Annotated in this window: 15 protein-coding genes; 7 read left to right on the top strand and 8 right to left on the bottom strand. The window is 68.7% G+C overall.

Translation table 11 applies throughout. From position 1 onward, the window contains the following. On the top strand, positions 1-82 hold an 82-nt coding region (locus ACFVH2_RS24420; protein ID WP_378428147.1), incomplete at its 5' end, for an MspA family porin. Positions 83-258: 176 nt separating this feature from the next. On the opposite strand, the gene clpB is transcribed toward ACFVH2_RS24420, so the two are convergent. Then, positions 259-2,811 carry an ATP-dependent chaperone ClpB gene (clpB, locus tag ACFVH2_RS24415; RefSeq protein ID WP_378428141.1) on the bottom strand — a complete coding sequence of 851 codons (2,553 nt, stop codon included), beginning with the start codon at positions 2,809-2,811 and terminating at the stop codon, positions 259-261. 255 nt (positions 2,812-3,066) lie between these two features. On the opposite strand from clpB, the gene ACFVH2_RS24410 reads away from it, so the two are divergent. Together ACFVH2_RS24410 and ACFVH2_RS24405 are read left to right on the top strand one after the other, a co-directional pair. Then, on the top strand, positions 3,067-4,668 hold the full coding sequence (locus ACFVH2_RS24410; protein ID WP_378428139.1) for an MFS transporter: 1,602 nt from the start codon (positions 3,067-3,069) through the stop codon (positions 4,666-4,668). 61 nt (positions 4,669-4,729) lie between these two features. Beyond that, on the top strand, positions 4,730-5,326 hold the full coding sequence (locus ACFVH2_RS24405) for a CHAP domain-containing protein (RefSeq protein WP_378428137.1): 597 nt from the start codon (positions 4,730-4,732) through the stop codon (positions 5,324-5,326). Positions 5,327-5,333: 7 nt separating this feature from the next. On the opposite strand, the gene ACFVH2_RS24400 is transcribed toward ACFVH2_RS24405, so the two are convergent. Beyond that, entirely contained in the window at positions 5,334-6,026 is a 693-nt protein-coding gene (locus tag ACFVH2_RS24400; protein WP_378428136.1) for an alpha/beta hydrolase, read from the bottom strand. Between the two features lie 279 nt (positions 6,027-6,305). On the opposite strand from ACFVH2_RS24400, the gene ACFVH2_RS24395 reads away from it, so the two are divergent. Beyond that, positions 6,306-8,543: an NADP-dependent isocitrate dehydrogenase gene (locus tag ACFVH2_RS24395; protein WP_378428134.1), complete on the top strand. Its 2,238-nt coding sequence runs from the start codon at positions 6,306-6,308 to the stop codon at positions 8,541-8,543. 78 nt (positions 8,544-8,621) lie between these two features. Here ACFVH2_RS24395 and ACFVH2_RS24390 read toward each other — a convergent pair whose 3' ends face one another. After that, positions 8,622-10,199 carry an AMP-binding protein gene (locus tag ACFVH2_RS24390; RefSeq protein ID WP_378428132.1) on the bottom strand — a complete coding sequence of 526 codons (1,578 nt, stop codon included), beginning with the start codon at positions 10,197-10,199 and terminating at the stop codon, positions 8,622-8,624. Positions 10,200-10,339: 140 nt separating this feature from the next. Between ACFVH2_RS24390 and ACFVH2_RS24385 the strand changes: the two genes are divergently transcribed. Then, on the top strand, positions 10,340-11,098 hold the full coding sequence (locus ACFVH2_RS24385; RefSeq protein ID WP_378428130.1) for an FAD-binding oxidoreductase: 759 nt from the start codon (positions 10,340-10,342) through the stop codon (positions 11,096-11,098). Between the two features lies 1 nt (position 11,099). Here the strand turns inward: ACFVH2_RS24385 and ACFVH2_RS24380 are convergent, their stop codons facing one another. From ACFVH2_RS24380 to ACFVH2_RS24365, 4 genes are read right to left on the bottom strand one after another with little or no spacing between them, the layout of a single operon-like run. Then, positions 11,100-11,741: a Dabb family protein gene (locus ACFVH2_RS24380; RefSeq protein WP_378428128.1), complete on the bottom strand. Its 642-nt coding sequence runs from the start codon at positions 11,739-11,741 to the stop codon at positions 11,100-11,102. After that, positions 11,734-12,081: a hypothetical protein gene (locus tag ACFVH2_RS24375; protein ID WP_378428126.1), complete on the bottom strand. Its 348-nt coding sequence runs from the start codon at positions 12,079-12,081 to the stop codon at positions 11,734-11,736. The genes ACFVH2_RS24380 and ACFVH2_RS24375 overlap by 8 nt, the downstream gene beginning before the upstream one ends. Positions 12,082-12,087: 6 nt before the next feature. Further along, positions 12,088-12,921, bottom strand: a complete 834-nt coding sequence (locus ACFVH2_RS24370) for a mycofactocin-coupled SDR family oxidoreductase (protein WP_378428125.1) — start codon at positions 12,919-12,921, stop codon at positions 12,088-12,090. A 2-nt stretch (positions 12,922-12,923) separates the two neighbouring features. Beyond that, positions 12,924-13,724, bottom strand: coding sequence for a mycofactocin-coupled SDR family oxidoreductase (locus ACFVH2_RS24365; RefSeq protein WP_378428123.1), 801 nt, complete (start codon positions 13,722-13,724; stop codon positions 12,924-12,926). A 204-nt stretch (positions 13,725-13,928) separates the two neighbouring features. Between ACFVH2_RS24365 and ACFVH2_RS24360 the strand changes: the two genes are divergently transcribed. Together ACFVH2_RS24360 and ACFVH2_RS24355 are read left to right on the top strand one after the other, a co-directional pair. Then, positions 13,929-14,213, top strand: coding sequence for a putative quinol monooxygenase (locus ACFVH2_RS24360; RefSeq protein WP_378428122.1), 285 nt, complete (start codon positions 13,929-13,931; stop codon positions 14,211-14,213). 148 nt (positions 14,214-14,361) lie between these two features. Next, positions 14,362-15,225, top strand: coding sequence for an SDR family NAD(P)-dependent oxidoreductase (locus ACFVH2_RS24355; RefSeq protein WP_378428120.1), 864 nt, complete (start codon positions 14,362-14,364; stop codon positions 15,223-15,225). A gap of 81 nt (positions 15,226-15,306) precedes the next feature. On the opposite strand, the gene ACFVH2_RS24350 is transcribed toward ACFVH2_RS24355, so the two are convergent. Beyond that, positions 15,307-15,798, bottom strand: a complete 492-nt coding sequence (locus ACFVH2_RS24350; protein WP_378428118.1) for a nuclear transport factor 2 family protein — start codon at positions 15,796-15,798, stop codon at positions 15,307-15,309. Between the last annotated feature and the right edge of the window lie 134 nt (positions 15,799-15,932).

Genomic DNA, 15,932 nt, shown 5'->3' with positions numbered 1-15,932 from the left:
CAGCTACGTCAAGGTCATCGTCAGCACCGCGAACGTGCAGAGCACCGTCACCCTGTGGGGACAGCCCTTCAGCCTCGGCTGATCCGCCCCACCCCAAACGCACCCGACCGAAACACGGCCTCGCCCCTCACGAGCCAGAGTCGGGTTGCTGAAAGACGCAGGCGCGCGGTCCGTCGGATCCCCTCCCGGACCACGCGCCTGTGGCATCTCCACACGACGGCGGGATCGTCACCGAAACATGACGATCCCGCCGTTGCGTTATCCGAGCACCAGTCCCTCGCCGTCGACGGAGACGTTCACCGGCACCGTGTCGCCGTCGTGAATCTCACCGGCCAGCAACAGCTTTGCCAGCTGGTCACCGATCGCCTGCTGCACGAGCCTGCGCAGCGGGCGCGCCCCGTAGAGCGGGTCGTAGCCACGCTTGGCCAGCCACGCCTTCGCCGGCTGCGAGACCTCCAGCGTCAGGCGCCTCGCGGCGAGCCGCTTCGCCAGCTGGCCGAGCTGGATGTCGACGATGGACTCGAGCTGCTCCTCGGAGAGCGGATCGAAGATCACCACGTCGTCGAGCCGGTTGATGAACTCCGGCTTGAACGCGTGCCGCACCGCCTCCATCACCTGCTCCTTGGTGCCGCCGGCACCGAGGTTGGAGGTCAGGATCAGGATGGTGTTGCGGAAGTCCACCGTCCGGCCCTGACCGTCGGTCAGGCGTCCCTCGTCGAGGACGGCGAGCAGGATGTCGAACACGTCGGGGTGCGCCTTCTCCACCTCGTCGAACAGCACCACGGTGTACGGACGCCTGCGCACCGCCTCGGTGAGCTGCCCACCCGCCTCGTAGCCGACGTACCCGGGCGGCGCACCGACGAGCCGGGCAACCGAGTGCTTCTCGCCGTACTCGGACATGTCGATCCGCACCATCGCCCGTTCGTCGTCGAACAGGAAGTCCGCCAACGCCTTCGCGAGTTCCGTCTTGCCGACGCCGGTCGGTCCGAGGAACAGGAACGAGCCGGTCGGCCGGTTCGGATCCGCCACGCCGGCGCGGGCGCGGCGCACCGCGTCGGACACCGCCTGCACGGCCTCGGCCTGCCCGACCACCCGCTTGCCGAGTTCGGACTCCATCCGCAGCAGCTTGGCGGTCTCGCCCTCCATCATCCGGCCGGCCGGGATGCCGGTCCACGCCGACACCACGTCCGCGACGTCGTCCGGCCCGACCTCCTCCTTGAGCATCACGTCGCCGTCGCTGGCACCGCCGGACGCCTCGACCGCCGCGTCGAGCCGCTTCTCCAACTCGGGGATCCGCCCGTAGCGCAGCTCGGCGGCCTTGCCCAGGTCGCCGTCCCGCTCGGCCCGATCCGATTCACCGCGAAGCGATTCCAGCTGCTCCTTGATCTCGCGGACGGAGTCGATCGCCGACTTCTCGTTCTGCCAGCGGGTGCTGAGCTGGTTCAGCTTCTCCCGGTCGTCGGCGAGTTCCTGACGCAGCTTCTCGAGCCGCGCCTTGGAGGCCTCGTCGGTCTCCTTCGCCAGTGCCATCTCCTCGATCTCGAGCCGCCGGACGGTGCGCTCGACCTCGTCGATCTCGACTGGCCGCGAGTCGATCTCCATCCGCAGCCGAGACGCGGCCTCGTCCACGAGGTCGATCGCCTTGTCCGGCAGGAACCTCGAGGTGATGTAGCGGTCCGACAGCGTCGCCGCCGCGACGAGCGCGGAGTCGGTGATGCGCACACCGTGGTGCACCTCGTAGCGCTCCTTGAGCCCGCGCAGGATGCCGACGGTGTCCTCGACGGACGGCTCGCCGACCAGCACCTGCTGGAACCGGCGCTCGAGGGCCGCGTCCTTCTCGATGTACTTGCGGTACTCCTCGAGGGTGGTCGCGCCGACCAGGCGCAGTTCGCCGCGGGCCAGCATCGGCTTGATCATGTTGCCCGCGTCCATCGCCGACTCGCCGGTCGCGCCCGCACCGACGATGGTGTGCAGCTCGTCGATGAAGGTGATGACCTGACCGGCCGAGTTCTTGATGTCGTCGAGAACGGCCTTGAGCCGCTCCTCGAACTCGCCGCGGTACTTCGCGCCCGCGACCATCGAACCGAGGTCGAGGGAGATGACCGTCTTGCCGCGCAACGACTCCGGGACGTCGCCCGCCACGATCCGCTGGGCGAGGCCCTCGACGATCGCGGTCTTGCCGACGCCGGGCTCGCCGATGAGCACCGGGTTGTTCTTGGTGCGACGGCTGAGAACCTGTACGACGCGCCGGATCTCGGTGTCGCGGCCGATCACCGGGTCGAGCTTGCCCGCGCGGGCGGCCTCGGTGAGGTCGGTGCTGTACTTCTCGAGCGCCTGGTACGTCCCCTCCGGATCCGGACTCGTCACCCGGGCGCTGCCCCGCACCGCGGTGAAGGCGTCCCGCAGCGCCTGCGGCGTGGCGCCGTGCCCGACAAGGAGTTTCGCGACATCGGAGTCCCCCGACGCGAGACCGACCAGCACGTGCTCGGTGGAGACGTACTCGTCGTCGAGTTCGGTCGCCAGCTGCTGCGCCGCGGTCAGCGCGGCCAGCGCCTCGCGCCCCAACTGCGGCGTGGTGGTGGCGCCGGTGGCCTTCGGCAGCCGGTCCACCATCGTCTGCGCCTCGCGGTGCACGGCGGTCGGGTCTACGCCGACGGCCTTGAGCAGCGGCGCCGCGATGCCGTCGGTCTGGTCGAGCAGCGCCGCGAGCAGGTGCGCCGGACGGATGTCCGGGTTGCCGGCGGCGGACGCGGACTGCAGGGCGGCAGACATGGCCGCCTGAGTCTTGGTGGTCGGAGAGAACGAGTCCACTGGTCACCCCTTCGGAAGACATAGGTCGTCGGCTGCGAGCGCAGCGACGGGAGATGTCACTGCCGAGCCTAGGCATGGCCGCTCGGCGCTGTCACCTTCACCAACGCCCAGAAGGTTGAGTCTGTTCCGCTCAAGTTTGAGAAACTTGGGACGGATGTGGTGATGCTGGTTACAGCCGCGCGATAGTCTTCTGATCGCAGCGGCGAATGCGGAGACACCGCCCGGAAAACTCGCGACTGCCGAGGTGGGCCTGCCGTGAGCGAAGGACCGGGTACCGGCGATTCCGCGCCACTCGCGCGTTCCCAACGCGTGCTCGCGCTGCTGCTCGCAATGGCGATGTTCGTGCTCGTCGTGGACACGTCGCTGATGAACGTGTCCATCTCGTCGGTGGTTCGCGATCTCGACACCACTGTCAGCGGGGTCCAGGCGGCGATTGCGCTCGAGGCACTGGTGTCAGCGGCGTTCATCCTGATCGGCAGCAAGGTCGGTGACCTCGTCGGGCGTAAGCGCGCCTACGTGCTGGGCCTGCTCGGCTACGCCGCGGGCGCCGCGGCAATGACACTGGCGCAGAGCCTGACAGCGATCATCGTCTTCTGGGCGGTGCTGGGCGGCATCGGCGCTTCACTCCTGTTACCCGCGATGCAGTCTCTGGTGCACGGAAACTTCGAAGGCGGCGCCCAGAAGAAGGTCTACGCCCTGATCGGTGCGGCGGCCGCGATCGCCGCTGCCGTCGGGCCGCTGCTCGGAGGCTTCATCACGACCTACCTGTCGTGGCGGATCGCGTTCCTGCTCGAGGTGGTGGTCATCGCGATCGTGCTGTCCGGGATCGGCCTCGTCCGCGACGTGCCCTACACGGGACCTCGCGGAATCGACGCGGTGGGCGCGGCGCTCTCGGTTCTGGGCATGGGCGGCATCGTGCTGGGAATCCTGGTGTGGCAGGAAGGCGGCGAAGCCGTTGCCGCGCTGCTCGTCGGTGGCGCGGTCGCCCTGGCTGGGCTGGCATTCTGGCTCGTACGACGCAAGCGGCGCGGCGAGCCGACGCTGCTGGACCCGGATCTGTTCCGGTCCAAGGTCTTCAGGTTGGGCGTCTCCCAGCAGACGCTCCAGCAGATCGCCCTGGGCGGCACGATGATCGCGCTGCCGATCTACCTGCAGATGGTGCTCGAGTACAACGCGATGCAGGCGGGCCTGTCCCTCGCACCCCTGTCGCTGAGCATGTTCGCCGTCGCGATTCTCGCGGGGAGGAGGGCCGGCGATCGGCGCCCGAGCAGCATCGTCCTGTGGGGGTTCGCGCTCGTCACCTTCGGGATCGTGGCCCTGATCCCCCTCGTTCCCCGGGCGGAGTTCGGGTGGGCTCTGCTGGCTCCCCTGGTCGTTGCGGGTTCGGGGCTGGGGTTGCTGGTGTCGCAGCTGAACAACTACACGCTCGCGCCGATCTCGGAGGAGCGGGTCAGCGAGGCCGCCGGCACCAACTCCGCGGCCGGGTCGTTCGGACTGTCGTTCGGACTGGCGTTCGCCGGGGCCATCATGCTGGCGACGCTGTCGACCACGTTCACCTCGATGGCGCAGTCGAGTTCCGTACTACCGCCTGCCGAACAGCAGCAGGTGGCGCAGGTGCTCCAGGACAACGCGGAGGTGATGAGCAATACCGAACTGGACGCGTTGCTCGTGGGCCAACCCCCGCACATCCAGGACGAGATCATCCGGATCAACACCGACGCGCGCCCCGTCGCCCTGCAGGTTGCGCTGCTCGTCCCGGCCCTGGCGGGTCTGCTCGGTGTGCTCAACTCGTTCCGCATGCGGCGCACCGCGGAGCCACGGCCGGCCGCCGCGAGCAACGGACCCGACCCCGACTGACGCCCCGAGGCCAACGAGCACTCGCAACCGAGCCGTGCCGATGCCCGCTACCTTCGATGCCATGACCACGCCGCCGCAGCCCCGTCGCCGCCGTCCCCTCCTCTGGGTGACGGCCGCGGCGGCGGCGGTCGCGGTGGTGGCGACCGGCGTGCTGTGGCTGGCGCCGAGCCGGTATCTGCCCTGGGACACCGCCGACTTCCCGACCGTGGACCGAGGCGAGCTGTCGGCGCCGCAGGCGCGGATCGTCGATATCCTCGACGCCGAGCATCGCGCGCAACGCCCCGGCACCTTCTACTCCGAGGGCACCGAGGAACCGTGGTGCGCCGACTTCGTCAGCTGGATCATGCGGGAGGCCGATCTCCCGCTGTCGAACCCGAACTCCGGGCACTGGCGGATCCCCGGCGTGTACACGCTGCAGGAGTACTACTCATCGCAGGGCCGATTCGAGAAGGCGGGCGAGGGCTACCGTCCCGTCGTCGGCGACGTCGTGCTCTACGACAACAGCAGCTGGGTGGGCCAGCACACCAACATCGTCGTGGCGGTCGACGGGGACACCGCCACGACGGTGGGCGGCAACGAGTTCGGCCGGATCCGGGTGCACGACCTGGACTGGACGTCCGATTCGGCCGTGGTCGGATTCGGCAGGCTCGCCGCCTGAGCGCGGGTCAGCCGACGGTCATCCGGTAGGCCTCGAGCCGCTCCGCCAACTCCTCCGGGCGCGCCAGCGCCGGCAGGTGTCCGCCGTCCATCTCGTCGGGGACGATGCCGAGTCGCTCACGCGCCATCCGACGCTGGAAGGCTGCGGGGAGGAAGCGGTCGCCCAGGCACAACAGAAATCGGGTCGGGACGTCCGGCCAGGCCGGCATCGGCAGTCGCTGCTCGAAAGGGGTGTCGGACTGCCTGCGCGCACCGTCCGCCAACGCCGCGGTCAGCACGTCCCGCGGTAGGTCGTGCAGGAACGTTGTCACCGGATCGAATTCGGCATCGGGGTCACGGCCCTCCCGTTCGTCCAGCTCGCGTCGCGCGGACCCCTGGCCGGTGTTCGCCCACCAGTCGCCGGGCGACTCCCCCTCGACCGGGACCATCGCCGCCACCAGGACCGCCAGCCGGACCGAGATCCGGGAGCACACCAGCGGGACGAGAAGTCCCGCCATCGACTGAGCGACCAGGATCAGACCGGTCCGGTCGCCGACCACATCGACCACCACGTCGGCGTACTCGGACAGTCCGGCCGTGTCGTCGTCGCACGGCAGGTCCGGCGCCAGTACCTCGTGCCCGAGCGCACGCAACCGCGGAGCGACGAACTGCCAGTAGGCGGAGTCCGAGCCGGCACCGTGGAGTAGCACGTAGGTCGCCATGCCGCGACGCTACGCCGGATCCGCCGCGGAAGGGCCGACCCGGTCCCCGGCGCCGCCTCCAGACCCGGCACGGATGAGGTCGGCGGGCGGTACATCGGGTCCAGTCCATTCGACTCCGCAGGCCGGCTGTGGCCGGTCTCGCACCCCCAGCCTGAGAAGAACGTCGCGAACAACACACACGGCGTGGTAGGAGGATAGGTGCCACTACAACCACACCGTGGCTCAGATGAGACGCGAACACAGAACGCGCCTAGCCGATATCGGAGCAATGAAAAAAATATGAGCGTGGAACAACCAACCATCATCTACACGCTGACCGATGAAGCGCCGATGCTCGCCACGTACGCCTTCCTGCCAGTGATCGAGACATTCGCCGAGGCAGCCGGGATCAACGTCGAGACCTGCGACATCTCCGTCGCCGCCCGCATCCTCGCCGAGTTCGGCGACCACCTGACCGAAGCGCAACGAGTGCCGGACAACCTGGCCGAACTGGGCCGGCTCACGCAGCTGCCCGACACGAACATCATCAAACTGCCGAACATCAGTGCCTCGGTCCCGCAGCTGCTCGCGGCCATCAAGGAACTCCAGGCGCACGGCTTCGCCGTCCCGGACTACCCGGAGAACCCGAAGTCGGACGAGGAAACCGCGATCAAGGACCGGTACACCAAGTGCCTGGGCAGCGCGGTGAACCCCGTCCTTCGCGAGGGCAACTCGGACCGCCGCGCACCCAGGGCGGTCAAGGAGTACGCCCGCACGCATCCGCACAGCATGGGCGAATGGTCGCCGGCATCGCGCACGCACGTCGCCCACATGCGGCACGGCGACTTCTACCACGGCGAGAAGTCGATGACCGTCGACGGCGATCGCGAGGTGAAGATGGAGCTGCTGACCACCAGCGGCAAGACCGTCGTCCTCAAGCCGAAGGTGTCACTCACCGACGGCGACGTCATCGACAGCATGTTCATGAGCAAGAAGGCGCTCATCGACTTCTACGAGGAGCAGATGGAGGACGCCCGCAAGACGGGCATGATGTTCTCCCTGCACGTCAAGGCCACGATGATGCGGGTGTCGCACCCGATCGTCTTCGGGCACGCCGTGAAGGTGTTCTACAAGGATGCGTTCGCCAAGCACGGCGAGCTGTTCGACGAGCTCGGTGTGAACGTCAACAACGGGCTCTCCGACCTCTACGCGAAGATCGAGTCGCTCCCCGCATCCAAGCGTGAGGAGATCGTCGACGACCTGCACAAGTGCCACGAGAACCGGCCCGAGCTGGCGATGGTGGACTCGGCGCGCGGCATCTCGAACTTCCACTCCCCGAGCGATGTCATCGTCGATGCGTCCATGCCCGCGATGATCCGCGCGGGCGGCAAGATGTACGGCGCCGACGGTCGGCAGAAGGACACCAAGGCGGTGAGCCCCGAGTCGACGTTCTTCCGGATCTACCAGGAGATGATCAACTTCTGCAAGACCAACGGCGCGTTCGACCCCACCACCATGGGCACCGTGCCGAACGTCGGCCTGATGGCGCAGAAGGCGGAGGAGTACGGCTCGCACGACAAGACGTTCGAGGTCCCCGAGGCCGGCGTCGCCAACATCACCGATCTCGCCACCGGAGAGGTTCTGCTCACCCAGAACGTCGAGGAGGGCGACATCTGGCGCCTGTGCATCGTCAAGGACGAACCCATCCAGGACTGGGTGAAGCTCGCCGTCACCCGCGCCCGCAACTCCGGCATGCCGGTCGTGTTCTGGCTCGATCCGTACCGTCCGCACGAGAACGAGCTGATCGCCAAGGTGAGGAAGTACCTGCCCGATCACGATACCGAGGGCCTCGACATCCAGATCATGTCGCAGGTGCGCGCGATCAGGTACACGATGGAGCGGCTGATCCGTGGACTCGACACCATCTCGGCCACCGGCAACATCCTGCGCGACTACCTCACCGACCTGTTCCCGATCCTGGAATTGGGCACGAGCGCGAAAATGCTCTCCATCGTGCCGTTGATGGCCGGCGGCGGACTGTACGAGACCGGCGCGGGCGGGTCGGCTCCCAAACACGTCAAGCAGTTGCTGGAGGAGAACCATCTGCGCTGGGACTCGCTCGGCGAGTTCCTCGCACTTGCCGTCAGCCTCGAGGACCTCGGCATCAAGACCGGCAACAAGAAGGCGACCGTCCTGGCCAAGACCCTCGACGCAGCGACCGGCAAGTTGCTCGAAAACGACAAGGGTCCGTCCCGTACCACCGGTGAGCTGGACAACCGCGGCAGCCAGTTCTACCTGGCCATGTACTGGGCAGAGGAGCTCGCCGCGCAGACCGAGGACGAGGAGCTGCGTGCGCACTTCGTTCCGCTCGCGGCCTCGCTCGCGAAGAACCGGGACGCGATCGTCGGTGAGCTCAACGACGTGCAGGGCGACCCGGTCGACATCGGCGGCTACTACGCGCCCGACGCCGACCTGACCACCGCGGTCATGCGCCCGAGCGCGACGTTCAACGACACCTTGGCGGCTGCACGCGGCTGAGCCGTACCTGCGTGACGAGCAAGGCCCGCAACCCCCTCCAGGCGGTTGCGGGCCTTGCTGCGTACGGGCGGGCGGCGCCTACACCGAGCGCGCGGCGCCCTCCCAGTACCGCGCCCGCAGTGCCTTCTTGTCCAGCTTGCCGATCGGGGTCAGCGGCAGGGTGTCGACGAAGTCCACGGACTTCGGGGCGTGCACCGCACCCTTGGCCTCCTTGACCATCGCGGACAGGTCTGCCGGCTCGACGGTCTGCCCGTCGCGCAGCACCACGCAGGCCTTCACTGCCTCGCCCCACTTCTCGTCAGGCACACCGACGACCGCGACCGACGCGACCGCCGGATGCGCGGAGATGACGTCCTCGATCTCCCGCGGGAAGACGTTGAACCCGCCGGTGACGATCATGTCCTTCTTGCGGTCGACGATGAACAGGAAGCCGTCCTCGTCCGCACGGGCGATATCGCCGGTGTGCAGCCAGCCGCCGCGCAGCGCCTCCGCCGTCTCCTCCGGCTTGTTCCAGTACTCCTTCATCACCAGCGGTCCGCGCACGCAGATCTCACCGAGCTCGCCCTGGGGAACCTCGTTGAGGTCGTCGTCGAGCAGCTTGACGTTGAGCCACGGGACCGGCCTGCCACAGGACGCGAGCCGCTCGAGATCGTCGACGAGGTGCTCCTCCTTGCGCAGCACCGAGATCGTCATGCCGCACTCGCTCTGGCCGAAGTACTGGAAGAAGATCGGCCCGAGCTTCTCGATGCCCTCCGCGAGCCGCGTCGGGGACATCGCGGCGGCGCCGTAGAACAGCGTCTCGAGACTCGACACGTCGCGGGTGGCCAGGTCGGGGTGGTCGAGCAGCATGTAGATCATGGTCGGGACCAGCATGGTCGAGGTGATCTTGTACTTCTCGATCGCCTCGAGCACCGCACCCGGCTCGAACGCGGGGAGCACCACCAGGGAGCCGCCGCGCAGCAGGGTCGGCACGAAGAACGCCATGCCCGCGTGCGAGAGCGGGGTGCAGGCGAGGAAACGCATCTCGTCGGGGAACTGCCACTCCGCCATCTGGATCTGCGGCAGCGTCACCCCGGAAGCGAAGGTGTTGACGACACCCTTGGGCTTGCCGGTGGTGCCGCCGGTGTAGACCATGCTCGACGGGTCGCCGCCGTCGACGTCCGCGGCGACCAGACGGCTCGGCTCGAAAGTCCCGGCCAGGGCGAGGATGTCGATGCCCACCTCGGACGGGCCGAGGGAGAAGAAGTTCTTCAGCGTCGGGACGGCAGCCTCGAGTTCGGCGGCCCGGCCCTCGAACGAGGTCGGATCGAAGATCAGCGTCTCGATCCCGGCATCCCCGAGGATGTAGGCGTGGTCGTCGATCGAGCCCATCGGCGCGAGGGCGGTGTTGCGGCAGCCGAGGATCATCTGCGAGCCGACGCTGATGAGCACCTCGGGACGGTTCTTCGAGAGCATCGCGACGGTGGAGCCCTTGCCGATGCCGAGGGAGGCGAGCGCCTGCGAGAAGCTGCTGATCTGGTCCCGCATCTGGCCGCCGGTGAGCACGACGTCGCCGAGGTAGAGCGCGGGACGGTCGGCGTTGCGGTCGAGCGCGGTGATCAGCAGGTCCGCCAGGAACTGCGGGCGGTGCAGGTCGGCGAGCTCGTCCGTGGTCATGTGTTCTCCGCTCTGAGATCGTTCGAGGCCCGTCGGCCTCGCGTGGTGTGACTCACACACTAGATCGAGAACTGACACATGTTCTAGTAGCAATGTCGTTTGCGCTGCCAGGCATCGTTTTCCGACTAGGCTCTGCTCTCATGCAGACCGAGGACGACCAGCAGCAGGACCTGTGGACCGCGACCGTGGTCCAGCACCATCGGCTGCGCCAGGACCTGGCCGTCGTCCGGCTCGAGGGCGAGTTCGTGCCGTTCACCGCCGGCCAGTCGGTCGCGGTGACCGTGCCGCAGAACCCCAACGTCAGTCGCAGGTACTCCCCGGCCCTGCCGCCCTCGCTCGACGGCAAGCTCGAGTTCCACATCCGCACGGTGCCCGCCGGCTGGATGAGCGGCGCGATCGTCGCGGACACCGCCGTCGGTGACCGCTGGCAGATCGACGCGCCGACCGGGCGGCTGTCGGTCGACCCGACGGCCCGCGAGGTGGTGATGATCGCGGGCGGAACCGGGTTGGCGCCGCTGCGCGCGCTGGTGCTCGACCTCGCCCAGCGGCAGGACCCGCCGCGGGTCTACCTGTTCGTGGGTGGCCGGTACCCGCGTGACCTGTACGCCTCGGACATGTTGTGGATCCTCGATCAGCAGTTGGACTGGCTCACGGTGATTCCCGTCGTCGAGGAGGTCACCGACCCCGACTTTGCCGACGAGTGGCACGAGCGCACCCGCGTCGACATCGGGTTCGGCGAGGACTTCCTCATCCAGGGCACCCTCGCCGACGTGGTCAGCTCGTACGGCGCGTACAAGGACCACCAGGTGCTGGTGGTGGGGTCGCCCGCGATGGTGCGGGCCACCGTCCGCGCCCTGGTCGACACCGGAACGCCCGCCGGGTCCATCCAGGTCGGCTGACCTAGACGACCGGCTGGTCGAGCGCGCAGAAGCTGTGGCACACCCGGTCCCGAACGATGATGTCCGGGCATTCCGGGTCGAACCACCGGTCGACGTGGGCCCAGTGCACCGGGTGCGCGAGGTAGCTACCCGTCAGCGCGTCGAGGTCGGCGAACTCCTGTTCCCACACGTGAGTCCACGGCGAGGCGCCCTCCGCTCGCCGCACCCGGCTCAGCTGCCACGCGCGCATCGAGGGAAGGTAGCGGGGCATCCGCAGCAGGTCGGCCTCGAACCGTTCGACCACGGCGGCCGAGGCCTCTGGACTCACCCGGAGCAACAGCGTCCGGTACACGCCCCCGACCGCTCCGGACTCGGTCCCGCCCGCCGCTTCGCCGACGTACTCGACGCCGTCCACGTGCGCGACGACCGCGGGGTCGACGGCCGCCACGACGCCCGACTCCGCGGAACGCCACCGCCGGTCGTCGTCGAACTGGAGGTGCGCGATCAGGTCGCCGCCGTTGCGTACCCCCGCGAGCGTCGGCTCGACCAGTGTCCGGCGGGCGCCCGCCGCGTCGCAGGCGCCACGCAGACGTTCGGCGAACCGCGACCGCGCCGCGTGGTCGACGTCCTCGCGGAAGTGAATCAGCTTGGTGACCTTAAACATCGGACAACCCGTCCACGTCCTCCGCGGCGGACGCCATCGACCGGGAACGCTCCACGACCAGTTCGTCCATCTTCGCCCACCACTGCCCCAGGGCGGGGTCCGGGCGCCCCTGCCAGGTCATCCGCCACCAGGCGTCGGCGCCGTCGAGCGCCCAGGTGACGGTGACGGTGTTCGACTCGTCGTCGAACCAGATCGGCGGGCTGACCAACACGTGCTCGAGGGTCATCCCGCGCTGCCGCGCGCCCGGCGCGTACTCGGCGAGGTACGCGTCGACGAACTCCCGGGCGCGACCGGGCCGGGTGACCACGCGGTCGATCACGTACACCTTCTCGTCAGCCATGTCGGGTCAGCGCGTGGTGCTGCCGGCGTCCACGGGAAGCGACACGGAGGTGATGTAGCGAGCCTCGTCGGATGCCAGGAACAGCGACGCGTTGGCGATGTCGACGGGCTGCACCCACGGGATGTCGAGCAGGTTCATCGACTTGGCCGACTCGGCGAACTCCTCGCGGGTCGGCGGCCGGTCCAGGTCCGGACGGAACTTGGACCGCACCATGTCGTTCTGGATCATCGTGGTGTCCACGTTCGTCGGATGCACCGTGTTGACCCGGACCCGGTGCGGCGCAAGTTCCTTCGCCAGCGACCGCATCAGCCCGACGACACCGTGCTTGGCCGCCGTGTAGTGCGCGACGCCGACCAGGCCGCGCAGCCCGGCGATCGAGCTGGTCAGCACGATCGATCCGCCGCCCCGCTCGATCAGGTGCGGCGCCGAGACCGCGCAGGTCTGCCACACGCCGGTGAGATTCACGTCGAGCATGGTGTTCCAGGTCTGCTCATCGAGGTCGATCGCGGGCGCCGACGAGGTGATACCCGCCGTCGCACACACGATGTCGAGTCCGCCGAGCGCGGCAACACCCGCGTCCACGGCCGCCGCGAACGGTGCCCGCTCACGCACGTCGACCTCGAACGTCTCTATGCGCCTTCCCGTTTCGCGCACCAGCCGCGCCGTCTCGGCGAGATCCTCCGGACTCGCCGGCGGGATGATCACGGTCTCGACCGGACCGCACACGTCGACCGCGATCACGTCGGCACCCTCCTGCGCGAAGCGCAGCGCCTGCGCTCGCCCGATGCCGCGGGCCGCGCCGGTGACCAGCGCGACCTTGCCTGCTACCCGTCCACTCATGGTCACACCTTCTGCGTCAGGCCGGCGTCGACCACCAGCTGGGTTCCGGTGATGTACCGGGCGTCGTCGGAGACGAGGAACAGCAGTGCGTTGCTGACGTCCTCCGACTCGACCCACGGCACCGGGAGCAGGTGGTTGCGCGAGAGCACCTCCATCACGTCCTCGGCGGTGGGATTCTCGAGATCCGGCCGCAGCCGGGAAAAGGTCGCCGGGTTCAGCGTCATCTTGGTGCCGACCGCACCCGGCAGCAGGGCGTTGACCCGAATCGACCGCGGACCCAACTCGTTTGCCAGGGTGCGCATCAACCCGATCACCGCGTGCTTGCTGGCCGAGTAGTGCGCCGCACCCGGGACGGCCTTCACACCGGCGGTGGAGCTGACGATCACCACGGACCCGCCGTCCGCGCCGATCGCCGGTACCGCGGCCTTGATCGTGTGCCAGGCCCCGGTGAGGTTCACGTCCAGCGAGCGCTGCCACACCGACTCGTCGATGGTCCAGGCCGGCCCGGGGTTGTCGCAGATGCCCGCGTTCGCGACGACCACGTCGAGGCGGCCGAACTCGTCCACGCCGCGATCCACTCCGGCCTGCACGGCGGCGAGATCGCGGACGTCCGCGCCCGCGGGAACCGCGCGACGACCGTGCTCGCCGACCAGTCGGCAGGTCTCGGCGAGGTCCGCCTCGGCGCTCGGCAGATCCAGCGCGATGATGTCGGCTCCCTCGGCGGCCAGCCGGACACAGTGGGCGCGCCCCATCCCATTTCCGGCACCGGTCACGAGTGCGACCTTGCCCTGCATACGAGACATCGATGTCCCCTTCCACGTCTGCAGTGGACGCTAGGCGCGGCGCCGGTCGGCGGCCACCAGCGCTCCCGCGCAGCGGGAGACCGGGATGTCGCGGGGACGAACCTCCGCGACCATGACCTGACCGCCACGGAAGGCGATGCGACGTGGCGGTTCTCCCGCAGGAGTGCATCGAGACGACACCGCCGGAACCTGGAAGGAACACAAGTGCACACCGCATTCATCCGCGTCAAGGTGAACCCGTCCGCGGCCGACCGAGCCGCCCGCGCCATGCGCGACCTGGTCGCCCCGACCCTGGCCGAACCCGGCTGCCACACCTACGAGTTCTACCGGGATCTCGACGACCCGTCGCTGTTCCACTGCTTCGAGCACTGGGCATCCCGTCAGGCCCTCGACGACCACGGCAGCACCCCGCACGTGCAGTCCTTCCTCGCCGAGTTCGGCCCGGTCATCGAGCGGTGGGAGTCCAACCACACGTCCGCGCTCGACTGAGCTCACCACGTGGACGTCCCGTCCACCGGGACGTCCGATATCCGCACCGGCCACCGCCCTGTGTGCTGAGGTGTGACGTGGAGCACGGCGGCGGAACTCGCCGTCGCGCCTCCAAAGAATCGTCATACCAACAGATGTGGAGGCAATCGTGGGACTGGGCGCGAACAGAGTCGTGGTGGTGACCGGCGCGAGCCGGGGCGCGGGCAAGGGCATTGCGCTCGCGCTGGGTGCGACCGGTGCAAAGGTGTACGTCACCGGTCGCACCCGAACGGAGGGCGACTCGCCCCTGCCCGGCACCGTCTACGCGACCGCGGAGGAGATCAACCGCCGCGGCGGCGTCGGCGTGCCCGTGATCGTCGACCACGCCGACGACGATCAGGTGCGGGCCCTGTTCGACCAGGTCAAGCAGGAGGAGGGTCGCCTGGACATCCTCGTGAACAATGCCCTCAACGTGCCGGACGGTCTCACCCTCAAGGGCCCGTTCTGGGAGAAGCCGTTGTCGCTGCAGGACGTGCTGGATGTCGGGATGCGCTCGACCTACGTCTCCAGCTACTACGCCGGCCCGCTGCTGGCGGCGAACGGCGAGGGCCTGGTCGTCAACACCTCGTCGTTCGGCGGCGCCTGCTACATGCACGGACCCGCCTACGGCGCAGGCAAGGCCGCCGTCGACAAGATGGCGCACGACATGGCGGTCGACTTCCGCCCGTACAACGTCGCGGTGGTCTCGCTGTGGATGGGACTGCTCAAGACCGAGCGCACCATGGCTGCTTTCGCGGCCGACCCCGCCGCGTACGACGGACTGGCCGCGACCGCGGAGTCCCCCGAGTTCACCGGACGGGTCATCGACGCCCTCGCCCGCGACCCCGAGTTGATGAACCGGTCCGGGCGGGTGCTGATCGGAGCCGAGGTGGGTGAAGAACTCGGGGTCGTCGACGTCGACGGCAACCGGCCGCCGTCGCACCGCCCGTTCCTGGGGAATCCGCCGGTGTTCAGCGAGACGGTCGTCGACTGACGGACGACGCGAGAACCGGGCCACCGCACCCGGATCCCTCGGCCGCGAGCCGGACGGGCACGGGTGCGGTGGACCGGACGGTCAGTACGAGTAGAAGAACCCGCGGTCGCGCCGCACCGCCTGCTCACGGCGGTGACTGATCCGCCAGCCCTCGGCGGTGCGTCGGTACGCGACGGTGTAGTGGCCGGCGACATGGGCGTGCCTGGTCTCGGCACCGCTCTGGAACCCCGACCTGAACTCGAAATGCACTCGCGCCGAGGCGGTGTCACCGTCGAGGGCGATCGCCGGGGTGTTGAGCAGGTGGATCCCCGAGGTGTGGCTGGTGAACTCGGTGCAGAACCGGCGCAGCTCGGCACGTCCCCGAACGACGAACTCGGGGGCGTCGCCGACGGCAACCACCTCGAACACACCGTCTTCGCAGAACAGTTCCGACCACGCCTGGGCGTCACCGGCATCCCAGGACGGCGAGTAGGCGCCCTCGAGCCGGAGGATGGCGAGGGTGTCCTCGACCACGGCCAACCGGTCCTCGAGCGAGCCGGTCGAGAGTGCCGGCGGCTCCAGATACGACTTCATGGGTGACTCCTTCGTCGATGAATGCGGCGAAGGGGAGTTCACGGCGCGCGCCGGGTAAGCCCCGTCGCCCCCCGCACCGTCAGACGCCGCCGCACTACCCCTCCCGGCGGGCAGCCCGGGCGGGGATATAGCCC

This window comes from Rhodococcus sp. NPDC127527 (genome assembly GCF_042672245.1).
GTDB lineage: Bacteria > Actinomycetota > Actinomycetes > Mycobacteriales > Mycobacteriaceae > Rhodococcus_G.
Note: the sequence above shows the minus strand (reverse complement) of the source record. Positions and strands in the feature narration are given on the sequence as shown.